We start from the raw sequence: 14,361 nt of genomic DNA on the forward strand, positions 1-14,361 counted from the left end.
AGTGACTTTTATGAGTGAAAAGAGAAATATCGAGCGTTCGATTCAAGAATATGTTCCTGGTAAACAGGTCACGCTTGCTCATTTGATCCCCCATGCGAATAAAGAGGTTTTTGAAAAATTAGGACTAGAGCACACAGGTGATGCCATTGGAATTTTGACGATCACTCCGAGTGAAGCATCCATTATCGGTGCGGATATCGCCAAAAAGTCAGGAAATGTATCGATTGGCTTTATGGATCGCTTTAGTGGAGCGGTTGTGATTATTGGTGAAGTATCATCCGTCGAATTTGCTTTGAAGCAGGTAATAAATTCACTTGCAAGCATCTTGAATTTTGATGTTGCGGAAATCACTAGGACTTAATGATGAAACGAGTCATTTTAATTGGAGAAACCGGATCAGGGAAAACCACTTTGATGCAGCTTTTAAACGAATGGGAGATCAAGTATCATAAGACGCAGCAAGTCTACTTTTCAGATAATGTGATTGATACGCCGGGCGAGTTTATGGAAAACCGTTTCTATTATAATGCGTTAGTCAGTTCAGCAGTTGGTGCAGATTGTGTTGCACTTGTTCAAAGTATTACCAATCGTCAGAATTATTTTCCGCCTTGCTTTTCCTCTCGATTTACTAAACCGATGATTGGAATCATCACTAAAACGGATCTTAATCATGGCCCAGCTGATTTGGATTTAGCGGAGAAGCGTTTGCGTTTGGCAGGTGCTAAGAAAGTATTTTCGATATCTAGTGTCAATTTAGAAGGGATTACCGATTTAAAAGAATTTTTGTTAGCAAAAGATTTTTGACAGCGGATACATTCTGCGTTACTATAAGTGTGTGAAAAATTGAATAAGGCAAAAGCATTTGGAACAGGGAACAAGGTGTGAATCCTTGGCAGACCCTTTCTACTGTATGCGCAGACGAAATCTCAAGTAGCCACTTTCGGGAAGGCGAGATGGAGGATGAAGCGAAGTCAGGATACCTGTCCGTTTGCTGAAATAATTGTATTGGGAGAATTATTTCACCATTGAAATAGTCAATTGACGTTTATTTGGTGAGGGGTCTTCCAGACGCCTCACCTTTTTTGCGTATACTACTTTTCACAATTTCTGAAATAGGCTATTAACAGAATCCGATGAGGTTGAAAGATGGCCTTTCTTCAGGGGACAATACGGGCAAATAAAAAACAGCCGTCATCCGACTGTTTAGAATAAAACTACTTTATTTTTCGATAATTAACGGGCGTCATACCAACAAGTTCTTTAAATATTTTACAGAAATAGCTCGTTTGTGAATAACCGATATTTTGCGAAATTGATTTGATACTTAGATTTGATTGCGTTAAAAGAACTTTTGCTTGCTCAATTCTTTGTTGATTCAAATAGGTAATGAAGCTGACACCGATCTCCTTTTTGAACAAACGGCTAAAATAGAATTGGCTAAGATAAACATGATTGGCAACATCTTCAAGTGTCAAATTTGTGGTTAAATTCGTATCGATATAGGAGATGGCTTTACGAATCTCATCATTTTTAGAATTGATGGAATCCTTGGTTTCTTTTTTGCTTGGATGAAAGTTAAATCTAATTTGTTCACGAGGGTCAGAATCACTGAAGTGGTAATCACCAATCGTTTTTAGTAAAGCAGCCGCGGATTCGATTTGAGTCGTGCTGACTGTCTTCACCTTTTTTCTCGCTTGACGTAGCTCTGGAGAAGTTTCCCAATGTGTGACGATTGGATGGATGCGAGTATACGGATTTTTGTCATCGTCAGTAATCTCTACTTGACCAAAAAGAGCAAATCCAATTAGTTGATTATTGCTAATGATAGGTAGGGAAATATCAGTGAGACCGGCATGACAACGATAAATACAAGGATCGCCATTTTTTGAAGCCTCAAGACCGCCAAACGCATCACATTTTTGACAAAGGGATTTGAACTCTGGATTAGAACGCATCAACTGGCAAAAGGGAGAAAAATTATACAGGTCAGAAGTTTCCTTCCCATGTATATCAACAAGGACTGAGCCAAAATCTGCTGCAAGAGCGAAATCCTGGATTGTTTTGGAAAGTTGCAAGGAACTGTGCGAATTCAATGTACTAATATTTTCCATGTAAGCGCCTCCTAGTCATCTATCATTTTACCAGAACATAATTTTATTTTAAATCTTGTTTAGACCAATAACATTATTTTGACCAGCAGAAGACAAAATATTGATATTTTTTGAACTTAATTGACCATCCATTAAGGCTTATTTAGTAGTGTCTTGACACTTTTGCGCAACAAAATTTTTACATTCGAAATTATCCGACTAAAAGATAGGACAAATTTGTTCTATCTTTTTTGTTTATCATTATAAATGTAAGTGCTATCAAAATAATTAGGAGGAATGTTTTATGCAACAGGAAGCGTTAGGAATGATTGAAACTAGGGGGTTGATTGGTGCTATTGAAGCGGCTGATGCAATGGTAAAGGCTGCGAATGTTTCCTTAGTTGGGACGGAAAAAATTGGCTCTGGATTAGTCACTGTGATGGTACGAGGAGATGTAGGTGCAGTTAAAGCAGCAGTTGATGCAGGTGTTTCTGCGGCTAACGCGGTAGGAGAAGTAGTTTCTAATTATGTTATTCCACGGCCACATACTGAAGTTGAAGGCTTGCTCCCTAAGTCAGAATAGAAAGGGTGGGATAGCTGATGGCAAACACAGATCAAAAGATCGAAGAGATCATGAAGCGCGTGCTCGCAAAAATGGAAACCGGAAATGAGATGAAAAACACTAACGGAGGAGATCGAAAAATGATTGAAAAGCAATGTGCATTAACTGAATTTGTAGGAGCAACAGAGTTTGGAGACACAATTGGGTTAGTAATTGCTAACGTCGATTCATCTTTACTAGAAACAATGAAGTTAGAGAAAAAATATCGTTCAATCGGAATTGTTGGTGCCCGTACTGGTGCCGGTCCTCATATTATGGCTGCGGATGAAGCAGTGAAAGCAACAAATACGGAAGTGATTTTAATTGAAATGCCTCGTGATACAAAAGGCGGCGCTGGTCATGGATCAATCGTGATCTTCGGCGGCGATGATGTATCGGATGTGAAGCGTGCCGTAGAGGTTACGTTGAAGGAAGTAGATACACGCACATTTGGTGATGTATATGGAAATGAAGCTGGACATATTGAGTGTCAATATACCGCTCGTGCTAGTTATGCCTGCAACAAAGTTTTTGGTGCTCCAGTTGGTAAAGCATTTGGTATCTTAGTTGGTGCTCCTGCCGCAATTGGTGTTGTGATGGCTGATACGGCGTTGAAATCTGCAAATGTAGACGTTGTTTCTTACGCAACTCCGCAAAATGGACAAAGTTTCTCAAATGAGGTAACGATGACAATCACCGGCGATTCTGGTGCGGTACGTCAAGCGATTATTTCAGCGCGCGACATCGGTTGCCAATTATTGGGAACAATGGGAAGTACGCCGAAGAATGATCAACCATCATACATTTAAGAGTGGGAGTGAAAAATAGATGAAATCAAAACGATTTGAAGAACTAGAAAAAAGACCGGTCAATCAAGATGGTTTCGTAGATGAATGGGTAGAAGAAGGATTAATTGCGATGCAAAGTCCCAATGACCCTAAGCCAAGCATCAAGATCGTTAATGGCGAAGTGGTTGAGCTCGATGGAAAAGACAAAGCGGACTTTGACTTGATCGATTCTTACATTGCTCAATATGGGATCGATTTGACTCGTGCAGAAGAAGTAATGACTATTCCTTCTAAAGAGTTAGCGAATAAAATCGTTGATCCAAACATTTCACGTGAAGAAATCGTTCAATTAACCACAGCAGCTACACCTGGGAAATTGAATGAAGTTGTCGGCTATATGAATGTTGTTGAAATGATGATGGCCGTACAAAAAATGCGCGCTCGTCGTCGTCCTACGACGCAATCTCACGTAACCAACGTTCGAGACAATCCAGTTCAAATCGCGGCTGACGCAGCAGAAGGAGCGTTGCGTGGATTTGATGAACAGGAAACAACCGTTGCCGTAGCTCGTTACGCACCATTTAACGCAGTAGCGATCATGGTTGGTTCACAAACTGGACGCCCAGGTGTGTTAACGCAATGTTCATTAGAAGAAGCAACCGAGCTTGACTTAGGGATGCGCGGATTTACTGCGTATGCGGAAACAATCTCTGTCTATGGTACGGAGCAAGTATTTACCGATGGGGATGATACGCCATGGTCGAAAGGCTTCTTGGCTTCTTGTTATGCTTCACGCGGATTGAAAATGCGCTTTACTTCGGGAACAGGGTCAGAAGTACAAATGGGTTATGCCGAAGGGAAATCTATGCTGTATCTTGAAACGCGCTGTATCTTCTTAACGAAAGCAGCCGGAGTTCAAGGCCTGCAAAATGGGTCAATTAGTTGTATTGGTGTGCCGGGAGCTGTTCCTTCAGGAATTCGGGCAATTTTAGCAGAAAACTTGATTGCGATGTTGCTTGACTTGGAAGTGGCTTCAGGAAATGACCAAACCTTCTCACATTCGGATATTCGTAGAACCGCTCGTTTGCTGATGCAGTTCTTACCAGGAACAGACTTCATTTCATCTGGCTATTCTGCAACACCTAACTATGACAATATGTTCGCGGGTTCAAACTTCGATGCAGATGATTTCGATGATTACAATATCATTCAACGTGACTTGAGAGTAGATGGCGGATTACGACCAGTTAGCGAAGAAGACGTGGTGGCTGTTCGTAATAAAGCAGCAAGAGCGTTGCAAGGCTTGTTTGACAAGTTAGGCTTGCCAACGATTACAGATGAAGAAGTGGAAGCAGCAACGTATGCTCGCGGATCACAAGATATGCCAGAACGTGACATGGTTCAAGATATTAAAGCGGCGCAAGAATTATTAACGCAAGGCGCAACTGGTTTGGATCTGGTAAAAGGATTATCAGAAAGTGGCTTCGAAGATGTAGCAACAAGCTTGCTCAATCTATTGAAACAACGTGTAGCTGGAGATTTCTTACAAACTTCTTCAATATTTGATGCGGATTGGAATGTAATCTCTGCTGTCAATGACAAGAATGATTATGCTGGACCAGGTACTGGGTATCGACTTGATGGTTCAGAATGGGAAAAAGTAAAAGCGATCCCTAAAGCAATCAATCCGAAAGATATTTAAGGAGGAGTAAAAATGACAGAACTAAATGAAAATCTTTTACGCTCCATCATCAAAGAAGTTCTAAGTGAAATGGAAGCGAACACAGGAGATCAACCAGTTGCTTTTGAACAACAAGTAAAATCAGAGCCTGCAGCATCATCCGATTGGTTTAAATCTGTCGGTGTTGCCCAGCCAGGAAACTCTCAGGATGAAGTAGTTATTGCAGTGGCACCAGCGTTTGCAGAATCACAAACAACCAATATTCTTGGTGTCCCTCACAAGGAAATTTTGAAACAAGTGATTGCCGGAATTGAAGAAGAAGGGTTAAAAGCCCGAGTGGTTAAAGTTTATCGTACATCGGATGTGGCTTTTGCTGGGGTCGAAGGGGACAAATTATCCGGCTCAGGTGTTTGTGTGGCAATCCAATCAAAAGGAACCTCGATTATTCACCAAAAAGATTTGCAGCCATTATCGAATCTTGAGCTGTTCCCACAAGCGCCACTGATTACGTTAGAAACGTATCGTGCGATTGGGAAAAATGCTGCAAAATATGCTAAAGGTGAGTCTCCAAATCCAGTACCGATGATGAATGACCAAATGGCTCGTCCAAAATATCAAGCATTGTCAGCTTTGCTCCACATTAAAGAAACGAAGCACGTTGTAATCGGTAAGCCAGCAGAAGAAATTTCTGTAACTTTATAGTGAGGTGACTAGAATGAATGAGCAATCTATCGAAAGTTTGGTTCGAGGAATCTTAAAAGATATGAATAATGGTGCCAGCAGCGCAGCACCAGAAACATCCGTAAGTTCAGGATCGGCAACTGTTGCTGATTATCCAATCGCGAAAAATCATCCAGATTGGATCAAAACAAAAACAGGTAAAACATTAGACGACATTACGTTAGAAAATGTTTTAAATGGCTCGTTGACACCCGATGATCTGAAAATTACGCCACGTATTTTGAAAGCGCAAGGAGAAATTGCGACAAGCGCAGGCAGAAAAACAATCTCTAATAACTTTGATCGCGCGTCTGAGTTGACTGCTGTTCCTGATGCACGCGTATTGGAAATGTACAATGCGTTACGTCCTTACCGTTCAAGCAAACAAGAATTGCTGGATATTGCGAATGAATTAGAAAATCAATACAGTGCAAAAATCAGTGCTGCCTATGTTCGTGAAGCAGCTGAGCATTACGAAAAACGGAAAAAACTTAAAGGTGATAACTAGTTTCTAGTTCGGAATTTCAGGAAGAGGAGCAATGAATGATGAAACGTGTAATTGGGATTGATATTGGAAATTCCTCAACTGAAGTTGCTTTAGTTGAAATTGATAACCATCAACATGTCCGATTCCTAGAATCAGCAATTGCGGAGACGACTGGAATAAAAGGAACGAAGAAGAATCTGTTTGGTATCTATAAAGCGATTAATGAGGCGTGTTCTAAAAATCATTTAAAAATTGAAGACATCGATCTGATTCGAATCAACGAAGCGACACCAGTGATAGGGGATGTGGCGATGGAAACAATCACAGAAACCATCATCACTGAGTCAACCATGATCGGACACAATCCGAAAACACCTGGTGGATTAGGCTTAGGAGTCGGAACCACGCTTCGCTTTGCTGAACTTGAAAAGAGCGGAAAGAAAGCGATCCCCTACATTTTGATTATTGAGAAGTCCTTTGACTTTGACGACGTGGCTCGGAAAATCAATCAATTTGTAGCGAATGGGTACCTTATTACTGCTGCGATCATGCAATCTGATGATGGGGTTTTGGTCAATAATCGTTTGAACAAGAAGATTCCGATTGTTGATGAAGTTTCTTATATCGATAAAGTTCCTGTTAATATGCTGGCGGCTGTCGAAGTGGCTGAGACAGGTCGGGGTGTTTCACAATTATCAAATCCGTATGGAATTGCTACTGTCTTTGATCTTGATTCAGAGGCGACTAAAAATATCGTCCCAGTTGCCCGGGCCTTGATTGGAAATCGCTCGGCAGTTGTCATAAAAACACCAAAAGGCGATGTCAAAGCACGGACAATTCCTGCAGGGAAAATCGAGATTACTGGTGGAAATCGCCGAAGTACTGTTGGAATCTCAGCCGGGGCTGAAAAAATCATGGAAGCTGTATCTGCGTTTGAAGTGATTGACAACGTAACTGGTGAATCGGGAACGAATGTCGGCGGTATGCTGGAGAAGGTCCGCCTGACCATGGCTGAGTTAACCGATCGACCAGTCAATCAAATCTTCATTCAAGATTTATTAGCTGTTGATACCTTTGTACCAATAAGCGTCAAAGGTGGATTAGCAGGTGAATTTTCAATGGAGCAGGCGGTCGGAATCGCTTCGATGGTTAAATCAGACCATTTGCAAATGTCAAAAATCGCTGATGAAATCCAGCAAGATTTAGGAATCAGAGTTGAAATTGGCGGTGCGGAGGCGGAAGCAGCGATCTTAGGCGCACTAACGACACCAGGGACCTCAGCGCCGTTAGCAATTCTGGATTTAGGTGCTGGTTCTACCGATGCGTCTATTATTAAAAAGGACGAGACCATCGTGGCGACTCATTTAGCCGGTGCTGGTGATATGGTAACGATGCTGATTCAATCGGAGTTAGGACTAGAAGATGTTTATTTAGCTGAGGATATCAAGAAATATCCTTTGGCAAAGGTTGAAAATATTTTCTACATCCGTCACGAGGATGGGTCCGTTCAATTCTTTGATCAGCCATTAGATCCTTCTTTATTTGCGAAGGTCGTCGTAGTGACACCAGATGGCTACGTGCCGATCCCAGGCGATGATTCCATTGAAAAAATCCGTTTGGTACGACAAACTGCAAAAGAACGAGTATTTGTCACCAATGCATTGCGAGCACTGCGAAGAGTAAGTCCAACAGGAAGTATTCGTGACATTCCATTCGTGGTTATTGTGGGCGGCTCGGCGTTAGATTTTGAGATACCACAAATCGTGACGAATGCACTCTCTCATTACGGATTGGTCGCAGGACGCGGGAACATTCGTCAAATCGAAGGACCGCGGAATGCGGTGGCAACCGGATTGATTCTTTCTTATTTGAGGGAGGGGTTTGATGGAGCTTGATCTAAATGTTCGTCCTGTAGTCTTGATCTATCTTGATAAACGGGCATCGGCTGAGGATATTCAATATATCTTTTATGGTTTGGAAGAAGAGAAAATTCCCTTTACCTTGGAACAAAAGGATTTTTCCACAGCGACAGAGGCTGCTTATATTGCAGCAAATACCTCCTCGCTAAATGTTGGAATTGGCTATGTAAACAATGAAGTCGCTCTTCATTATAAAAATTTGGCACCAGAAACTCCTTATCAATCGATTCAACGAGTTGTAACTTGTCCACCATTGGTTTTAAAAAGCTTTGGTGGGAATGCGGCACGTTTAGTAAAGGGTGTGCCATTCAAATCAATTGATCCTATGGAGGTGAAAGCATGAAACAAGCAATTGGCTTAGTTGAAGTAAAGGGCCTAGCCAGTGCAATCGAAGTATCGGATACGATGGTCAAGGTAGCCAACGTGGAGCTTTTAGGTGTAGAAAAGGCCAAAGGTTTTGGTTGGATGACTGTGAAAGTGGCTGGCGATGTTGGTGCTGTCAAGGCGGCGGTCGATGCGGGTAAAGCCAAGGCAGTTCAAAATAATGTGTATCTTTCGTCATTGGTGATTCCTCGTCCAGCGAATAACTTGGAGAACTTCTTTTTTAAAAAGGAAGAAAAACCAACTGCTACTCCTGCTGAGAGTATAGAAAAACCAGAAGCAACGATTGATTCGGTTTCTGTGGTCGAGACGGTTGAGGAAAAAACTCAACCGACTGAAAAAGCGGAAATTACAGAGACGATGAAAGAAGAACCAGTGAAAGAAGCTCCAATAGAAAAAGAATCAATAGAGGAACCGATCAAGAAAGAACCGGTGGAAGAAAAACCAATCAAAAAAGAACCGGTGGAAGAAAAACCAATCAAAAAAGAACCGAGCAAAGAACAGCCTAAGAAGAAAAAGAATCCACCGAAAGGATCGAAAAAAGCTTCAGAACCGAAAAAGAAAAAGTAACGACAGACGTTAATAGGATATCTGTCCAACGGCGCACAGATTTACAGAGGATGATGAAATCACTTCTTGCAAATGAGAAAAAAGGGTTCACTTGTTTAGTTGGATGATAGACGAACTTAGGAGGAATAGACATGAATGATGCATTAGGAATGATTGAAACAAAAGGTTTGGTTGGCGCTGTTGAAGCAGCCGACGCAATGGTAAAGGCAGCGAATGTAACATTGGTAGGAACGGAGAAAATCGGTTCTGGATTAGTTACCGTTATGGTTCGTGGCGATGTTGGAGCAGTCAAAGCAGCCGTTGACGCTGGCTGTGCAGCAGCAGAAAAGGTTGGGGAAGTGGTTTCCGTTCACGTAATCCCAAGACCGCATCGCGATGTTGACGATATCTTAGTACCTAAGCCGAAAGTAGGCAATGAATAATTATAGTATTGAGGAAATTAGAAAAATTGTTCGTGAAGTGTTATTGGAGATGCAGGCAGAAACATTTCCAATCGGCATCTCTAACCGACACATACATTTAACGGAAGAACATTTTACCATTCTATTTCCTAATGAAACAATTGAACCTTTGAAACCGTTGAAACAACCGGGTGAATTTGCCGCAAAGCAAACCGTCACGTTAGTTGGACCAAAGGGTGAGATCAAAAAAGTTCGTATTTTGGGACCGTTGAGAAAACGATCGCAGGTTGAACTCTCTAAAACCGATGCACGAAATTTAGGGATTCAACCACCGATTCGCTTGTCAGGAAATTTGGATGATGCGGTTGAGATTACGCTGCGTAGCGAAGCGGCAGAAGTCACTATTCCAGCAGCGATCGTGGCAAAACGCCACATCCATTTGAATGATCAAGATATGAAACGGTTGAACTTAAAAAAAGGCCAGGTTGTTTCAGTCGAAATTTTTGAAGGCTCGCGAAAAACGATCTTTAACGATGTCGAGTTGCGCCCGGGAAAGAATTTTGTTTTAGAAATGCATGTAGATACAGATGAAGCAAATGCTGCGGATATTCAGCCAAATACAAGAGGAAGGATTATACAACTATAATCCAAAGGAGGAAGTATGGAATCAATCGAAAAAGCCAATCAATTATTAACATCTTTTCATGAACTTGTAAATACAAAGCAAGCACAGGCGTTTGATCCTGAAGATGGGTATAAAGTTGGAGTTGATTTGGGTACTTCCTCTATTGTTTTGGTTGTTTTAGATGGAAAGAATCGACCGATTTTTGGAGCTTTTGAGTACGCCGATGTCATTCGTGACGGTTTGGTCGTTGATTACCAACGATCTGTTCAAATCGTCAATCGTTTGCGGGAGCAGGCGGAAGAAACATTAGGCTTTTCCTTAAAGGCAGCATCGGGGGCGATTCCGCCGGGAACGGTCGGAAATAACAAACGTGTAGTGGCAAATGTCATCGAGAGTGCGAATATGCTGGCGGATCAGCTTGTCGATGAGCCAACAGCGGCGGCCTTAGTCTTAAGTGTCGATGATGGGGCTGTAGTGGACGTTGGTGGCGGAACGACAGGAATCAGTATCTTTGAAAATGGTCAGCCGATCATCGTAGAAGATGAACCAACTGGTGGGACGCATATGACCTTGGTGATTGCTGGGAATAATCGAATTTCGATCGAGGAGGCAGAGAAGATCAAACGTGATCCTGCTCGTGATCGAGAGAATTTCATTATTTGCCGTCCAGTCATTCAGCGTATGGCGAACATTACCGCGAACGTTTTAAGGAAACATCCAACGGAACCGATCTATGTCGTTGGCGGTGCTTCCTATCTATCTGAATTTGAAAACGAATTTTCAAATTATTTGAATCAAACAGTAGTTAAACCAAAATATCCTCAATTTGTAACACCCATTGGAATTGCGATGTCGTCTACACCCATTATTTAGTAAACAAGAATTCGCAAACCTCCAATGAAATAGAAACGATATCTGCAATAAGAATTGGGAGTAAGAATATGGACGAGTTAGTGGAGCGTATTATTTCAATTATTAATCAGCGTGAACACAATACCTTATTTCTTTCTTGTCGTACACCTTCCCAGATAGACCAAGGAATTAGAGGCTTTTTATACAATAAGCAGATTCATTTGAGCGAAGTAGATGTCTTATTTTTAGAGCGGTTCGTTAAAAAAGACAGCGAGGATCCTCTAGTGAAATGGCTGTATCAAAGCTATGACTATGATTGTCGTCTAACTTTTGAACTGGCTTTCTCAAACACGGAGTTGATTCCAAATGAATTATTCAACGAATGCAGTGTGACATTGCTTAACAATCAAGGAAAACAATATGTACATTTTCCTAAAAAAGTAATTACCTACCAACAGGCGGCGATGCTGACACAGGAGGATATTCTACTGTTGGCAGCCAATCAATTAGTCACGGATTTGGCAAGGGAGCGATTGCAGGAAAAGAACGTCATTGTTGTAGAAAGGAGTTCACCCTATGCTGATGGCAAAAGTAATTGGGAGCGTAGTTTCGACCCAAAAAGATGAAACATTGGTTGGGAAAAAATTGATGATTATTCAACCGATTAACGCTGAGCAACAGGATATTCGTTTCCAACAGGTGGCAGCGGATACAGTAGGGGCTGGCATTGGGGATTATGTCTTATTGACCAGCGGTTCTTCTGCCAGAAAACTGTTTTCGACTCCTTCAGATGCTGTTGATTATGCAATCGTTGGAATTATTGACACGTTTGATTTTTAGGGAGCTGAGGAAAGTTTATGGCGATTTATACGAAAACGGGAGATAAAGGAACAACGAGCCTTTTTGATGGGACACGGGTAGAAAAATCAGATTTACGCGTGGATACCTATGGAACGTTTGATGAATGCTGTGCGCAAGTCAGTGTTGCCCAGAAATTAGCGAAAGATTCAGAAACAATCGAACACTTAGAATGGGTCCAGCATAAATTATTTCAACTAAATGCAGAAATCGCAACCAAGCAAAACAGAGAAAAATTGGAAGCGAAGAGTAAGCTGGTCGCAGAAGCGGATATCCATCAAATGGAGGAGTGGATCGATCAGTACACCAAGCGCTTACCAGAACTGCACAGCTTTATTTTACCTGGACAAACACTTTCAGCTGCTCAGCTTCATGTGGCGCGCGCAATTTGTCGCCGCGGGGAACGGCTCTTAACAGAATTGTCCAAGTCCGCTGAGATTCGTGAAGAAGTACGGAAATTTGTGAATCGATTGTCCGATTGCCTGTATATCTTTGCTCGTATGGAGGATCAGGTGGAGACAGAAAAAAAGCTAATCGATGAGATTCTGAAGCGTTATCTGGAACAAAGCGGCGCGCAACTGAAAGCCAGCTATCTGGATAAAAATCATGCGATTTTTCAAGCTTGTGAAGCACAAGCAAAGAAGATCAACGTGCCGGTTTCAATGGCCTTAGTCGATAAAACAGGCAATCTAGTTGGTTTTTATCGAATGCCTGGCGCATTGCTGGTTAGCGAAGCGTTGGCTCAGAAAAAAGCCTACTCAGCCGTTGCCATGAAGACGGATACGCATCAGCTAAAGGACTTAGTGCAGCCAGAGGCCGATCTGTATCAGTTGGAAACATTGACTGACGGACAAATCGTCACATTTGGCGGCGGACTTGTAATCAGAGATGCGGCTGGTGAAGTAATTGCCGGTTTAGGCATCAGCGGCGGTTCGGTGGAAGAAGATAGGGCGATTGCTCAAAAAGGTTTAGAGAAGTTGAAGGAGATTTGATATGCGTGAAGAAGAGATAAAAGAAGTCATCAAAAAAATTCTTCAAGAAGCTCAAGCAACAACATCTCCAACGAAGGAATTTGGTGTTTTTGAGACCGTTGAAGAAGCCATTCATGCGGCGAAATTTGCCCAAGAATGTTATGAAAATCAAACTTTAGAAACGAGAAGAAATGTGATCGAGGCCATTCGTTGCGGGATGCGTCCGCATGTTGAAAAAATTGCTCGTGATACGTTAGATGAAACAGGAATGGGGCGATACGAAGACAAGATTCAAAAGCTGCAGCTAGCGATCAATAAGACCCCAGGTGTGGAGGATCTTCGAACAGAAGCGTTGACGGGCGATAATGGGATGACTTTATACGAGTTGTCACCTTATGGCGTTGTCGGGGCGGTGACCCCTAGTACCAATCCAGCGGAAACTCTGATTTGTAACGCGATAGGAATGTTAGCCGCCGGAAATGCCGTTTATTTCAGTGTCCATCCAGGGGCAAAAAAAGTCTCTCGTTGGGTCATAAGTAAAATGAACGAGCTTGTTTATGACGCCTGCGGGATTCAAAATTTGATCGTAACCATTACAGAACCTTCTATCGAGGCGGCGCAAGAGATGATGGTTCATCCAGATGTTCCATTGTTGGCAATCACCGGTGGTCCTGGGGTCGTACGCCAAGCGCTGAAGAGCGGCAAGAAAGTCATTGCAGCCGGCGAAGGCAATCCGCCATCGCTAGTTGATGAAACAGCGAATATCGAGAAAGCCGCGAAAGACATTGTTATTGGCGCATCGTTTGATAACAACATTTTGTGTACAGCTGAAAAAAGCGTCGTGGTAGTGGAACAGGTAGCAGATTATTTGATCCTGCAAATGGAGAAGAATGGAGCCTATCTGCTTCGAGATGAAGCAGTCATTCAAAAAATGATGGACATGACGATCATGGAAAATGGAGCGCCGAGCCGGAAATTTATCGGAAAAGATGCCAACTACATCTTAGCTGAGGCAGGTATCAAGGTAGATTTTGATGTACGGGTGATTATTCTGCGTGCGGACAAGATTCATCCATTTGTTGTGAAGGAAATGCTGATGCCGATTCTGCCAATCGTTACAGTCAACGACTTTGATGAAGGATTAGCGACAGCACTTCAAATTGAGAATCGCCGCCATCATACAGCGACGATGCATTCTCAAAATGTTGGCCGGATGAATCTGGCTGCGAAGAAATTTCAAACATCGATTTTTGTTAAGAATGGGTCATCGTTTGCTGGTTTAGGCTTTGGCGGTGAGGGTCCAACGACCTTCACGATCGCAACACCGACTGGCGAGTGTACAACTTCGGCACGAGATTTCGCCAGAAGACGTCGTTGCGTGTTGACTGATGGCTTTTCAATCCGCTAGAGGAGGGAT

At 42.4% G+C, this 14,361-nt stretch carries 18 protein-coding genes and 1 riboswitch; of the genes, 17 read left to right on the forward strand and 1 reads right to left on the reverse strand.

Going from position 1 to position 14,361, the window contains the following annotated elements; translation table 11 throughout:
• The first annotated feature begins 10 nt into the window (after positions 1-10).
• Positions 11-361, forward strand: coding sequence for a BMC domain-containing protein (locus IGI44_RS05105; protein WP_438786730.1), 351 nt, complete (start codon positions 11-13; stop codon positions 359-361).
• A 2-nt stretch (positions 362-363) separates the two neighbouring features.
• Entirely contained in the window at positions 364-804 is a 441-nt protein-coding gene (locus IGI44_RS05110) for a EutP/PduV family microcompartment system protein (RefSeq protein ID WP_438786731.1), read from the forward strand.
• Positions 805-828: 24 nt separating this feature from the next.
• A riboswitch (cobalamin riboswitch) is annotated at positions 829-1,002 on the forward strand.
• 212 nt (positions 1,003-1,214) lie between these two features.
• On the opposite strand, the gene IGI44_RS05115 is transcribed toward IGI44_RS05110, so the two are convergent.
• Positions 1,215-2,111 carry a PocR ligand-binding domain-containing protein gene (locus IGI44_RS05115; RefSeq protein ID WP_438786732.1) on the reverse strand — a complete coding sequence of 299 codons (897 nt, stop codon included), beginning with the start codon at positions 2,109-2,111 and terminating at the stop codon, positions 1,215-1,217.
• 283 nt (positions 2,112-2,394) lie between these two features.
• Here IGI44_RS05115 and IGI44_RS05120 point away from each other — a divergent pair, with 283 nt between their 5' ends.
• The 15 genes from IGI44_RS05120 (at position 2,395) to IGI44_RS05190 (ending at position 14,352) form a co-directional block, all read left to right on the forward strand.
• On the forward strand, positions 2,395-2,673 hold the full coding sequence (locus IGI44_RS05120) for a BMC domain-containing protein (RefSeq protein ID WP_438729117.1): 279 nt from the start codon (positions 2,395-2,397) through the stop codon (positions 2,671-2,673).
• A 17-nt stretch (positions 2,674-2,690) separates the two neighbouring features.
• Positions 2,691-3,500, forward strand: coding sequence for a propanediol utilization microcompartment protein PduB (gene pduB / locus IGI44_RS05125; RefSeq protein ID WP_016181455.1), 810 nt, complete (start codon positions 2,691-2,693; stop codon positions 3,498-3,500).
• 19 nt (positions 3,501-3,519) lie between these two features.
• A complete protein-coding gene (locus tag IGI44_RS05130) occupies positions 3,520-5,181 on the forward strand; it encodes a propanediol/glycerol family dehydratase large subunit (protein ID WP_016181456.1) in 1,662 nt (553 codons plus the stop codon).
• Positions 5,182-5,193: 12 nt separating this feature from the next.
• Complete coding sequence (locus IGI44_RS05135) at positions 5,194-5,862, forward strand: propanediol/glycerol family dehydratase medium subunit (protein WP_438786733.1); 669 nt, start codon at positions 5,194-5,196, stop codon at positions 5,860-5,862.
• 13 nt (positions 5,863-5,875) lie between these two features.
• Positions 5,876-6,388, forward strand: coding sequence for a diol dehydratase small subunit (locus tag IGI44_RS05140; RefSeq protein WP_438786734.1), 513 nt, complete (start codon positions 5,876-5,878; stop codon positions 6,386-6,388).
• Between the two features lie 38 nt (positions 6,389-6,426).
• Positions 6,427-8,262, forward strand: a complete 1,836-nt coding sequence (locus IGI44_RS05145; protein WP_438788919.1) for a diol dehydratase reactivase subunit alpha — start codon at positions 6,427-6,429, stop codon at positions 8,260-8,262.
• The gene (locus IGI44_RS05150; RefSeq protein ID WP_438786735.1) at positions 8,252-8,629 is read left to right on the forward strand and encodes a glycerol dehydratase reactivase beta/small subunit family protein; all 378 of its coding nucleotides are present in this window, start codon (positions 8,252-8,254) and stop codon (positions 8,627-8,629) included. The genes IGI44_RS05145 and IGI44_RS05150 overlap by 11 nt, the downstream gene beginning before the upstream one ends.
• Positions 8,626-9,237, forward strand: a complete 612-nt coding sequence (locus tag IGI44_RS05155; RefSeq protein ID WP_438786736.1) for a BMC domain-containing protein — start codon at positions 8,626-8,628, stop codon at positions 9,235-9,237. The genes IGI44_RS05150 and IGI44_RS05155 overlap by 4 nt, the downstream gene beginning before the upstream one ends.
• A 131-nt stretch (positions 9,238-9,368) precedes the next feature.
• Positions 9,369-9,659, forward strand: a complete 291-nt coding sequence (locus IGI44_RS05160) for a BMC domain-containing protein (RefSeq protein WP_316402534.1) — start codon at positions 9,369-9,371, stop codon at positions 9,657-9,659.
• Positions 9,652-10,284 carry a phosphate propanoyltransferase gene (gene pduL / locus IGI44_RS05165; protein ID WP_438786737.1) on the forward strand — a complete coding sequence of 211 codons (633 nt, stop codon included), beginning with the start codon at positions 9,652-9,654 and terminating at the stop codon, positions 10,282-10,284. The genes IGI44_RS05160 and pduL overlap by 8 nt, the downstream gene beginning before the upstream one ends.
• A gap of 15 nt (positions 10,285-10,299) precedes the next feature.
• A complete protein-coding gene (gene eutJ, locus IGI44_RS05170; RefSeq protein WP_438786738.1) occupies positions 10,300-11,136 on the forward strand; it encodes an ethanolamine utilization protein EutJ in 837 nt (278 codons plus the stop codon).
• A 68-nt stretch (positions 11,137-11,204) separates the two neighbouring features.
• Positions 11,205-11,741: a PduM family microcompartment protein gene (gene pduM / locus IGI44_RS05175; RefSeq protein ID WP_438786739.1), complete on the forward strand. Its 537-nt coding sequence runs from the start codon at positions 11,205-11,207 to the stop codon at positions 11,739-11,741.
• On the forward strand, positions 11,692-11,955 hold the full coding sequence (locus tag IGI44_RS05180) for a EutN/CcmL family microcompartment protein (RefSeq protein ID WP_438786740.1): 264 nt from the start codon (positions 11,692-11,694) through the stop codon (positions 11,953-11,955). The genes pduM and IGI44_RS05180 overlap by 50 nt, the downstream gene beginning before the upstream one ends.
• Before the next feature lie 17 nt (positions 11,956-11,972).
• Positions 11,973-12,965 (forward strand): cob(I)yrinic acid a,c-diamide adenosyltransferase, encoded by a 993-nt coding sequence (locus tag IGI44_RS05185; protein WP_438786741.1) that lies wholly within the window; start codon positions 11,973-11,975, stop codon positions 12,963-12,965.
• Between the two features lies 1 nt (position 12,966).
• Entirely contained in the window at positions 12,967-14,352 is a 1,386-nt protein-coding gene (locus tag IGI44_RS05190; RefSeq protein ID WP_438786742.1) for an aldehyde dehydrogenase family protein, read from the forward strand.
• The last annotated feature ends 9 nt before the right edge of the window (positions 14,353-14,361 follow it).

This window comes from Enterococcus sp. DIV0756 (genome assembly GCF_051710745.1).
Classification (GTDB): Bacteria; Bacillota; Bacilli; order Lactobacillales; family Enterococcaceae; genus Enterococcus_A.

What these genes read in the sequence shown, in the direction of transcription:
- IGI44_RS05155 (WP_438786736.1), top strand. Translation starts at nt 8,626, where the DNA reads ATGAAACAAGCAATTGGCTTAGTTGAAGTAAAGGGCCTAGCCAGTGCA.
- IGI44_RS05160 (WP_316402534.1), top strand. Translation starts at nt 9,369, where the DNA reads ATGAATGATGCATTAGGAATGATTGAAACAAAAGGTTTGGTTGGCGCT.
- IGI44_RS05120 (WP_438729117.1), top strand. Translation starts at nt 2,395, where the DNA reads ATGCAACAGGAAGCGTTAGGAATGATTGAAACTAGGGGGTTGATTGGT.
- pduB (WP_016181455.1), top strand. Translation starts at nt 2,691, where the DNA reads ATGGCAAACACAGATCAAAAGATCGAAGAGATCATGAAGCGCGTGCTC.
- IGI44_RS05145 (WP_438788919.1), top strand. Translation starts at nt 6,427, where the DNA reads ATGAAACGTGTAATTGGGATTGATATTGGAAATTCCTCAACTGAAGTT.
- IGI44_RS05135 (WP_438786733.1), top strand. Translation starts at nt 5,194, where the DNA reads ATGACAGAACTAAATGAAAATCTTTTACGCTCCATCATCAAAGAAGTT.
- pduM (WP_438786739.1), top strand. Translation starts at nt 11,205, where the DNA reads ATGGACGAGTTAGTGGAGCGTATTATTTCAATTATTAATCAGCGTGAA.
- IGI44_RS05130 (WP_016181456.1), top strand. Translation starts at nt 3,520, where the DNA reads ATGAAATCAAAACGATTTGAAGAACTAGAAAAAAGACCGGTCAATCAA.
- eutJ (WP_438786738.1), top strand. Translation starts at nt 10,300, where the DNA reads ATGGAATCAATCGAAAAAGCCAATCAATTATTAACATCTTTTCATGAA.
- IGI44_RS05140 (WP_438786734.1), top strand. Translation starts at nt 5,876, where the DNA reads ATGAATGAGCAATCTATCGAAAGTTTGGTTCGAGGAATCTTAAAAGAT.
- IGI44_RS05110 (WP_438786731.1), top strand. Translation starts at nt 364, where the DNA reads ATGAAACGAGTCATTTTAATTGGAGAAACCGGATCAGGGAAAACCACT.
- IGI44_RS05180 (WP_438786740.1), top strand. Translation starts at nt 11,692, where the DNA reads ATGCTGATGGCAAAAGTAATTGGGAGCGTAGTTTCGACCCAAAAAGAT.
- IGI44_RS05105 (WP_438786730.1), top strand. Translation starts at nt 11, where the DNA reads ATGAGTGAAAAGAGAAATATCGAGCGTTCGATTCAAGAATATGTTCCT.
- IGI44_RS05150 (WP_438786735.1), top strand. Translation starts at nt 8,252, where the DNA reads ATGGAGCTTGATCTAAATGTTCGTCCTGTAGTCTTGATCTATCTTGAT.
- IGI44_RS05185 (WP_438786741.1), top strand. Translation starts at nt 11,973, where the DNA reads ATGGCGATTTATACGAAAACGGGAGATAAAGGAACAACGAGCCTTTTT.
- IGI44_RS05115 (WP_438786732.1), bottom strand. Translation starts at nt 2,111, where the DNA reads ATGGAAAATATTAGTACATTGAATTCGCACAGTTCCTTGCAACTTTCC.
- pduL (WP_438786737.1), top strand. Translation starts at nt 9,652, where the DNA reads ATGAATAATTATAGTATTGAGGAAATTAGAAAAATTGTTCGTGAAGTG.
- IGI44_RS05190 (WP_438786742.1), top strand. Translation starts at nt 12,967, where the DNA reads ATGCGTGAAGAAGAGATAAAAGAAGTCATCAAAAAAATTCTTCAAGAA.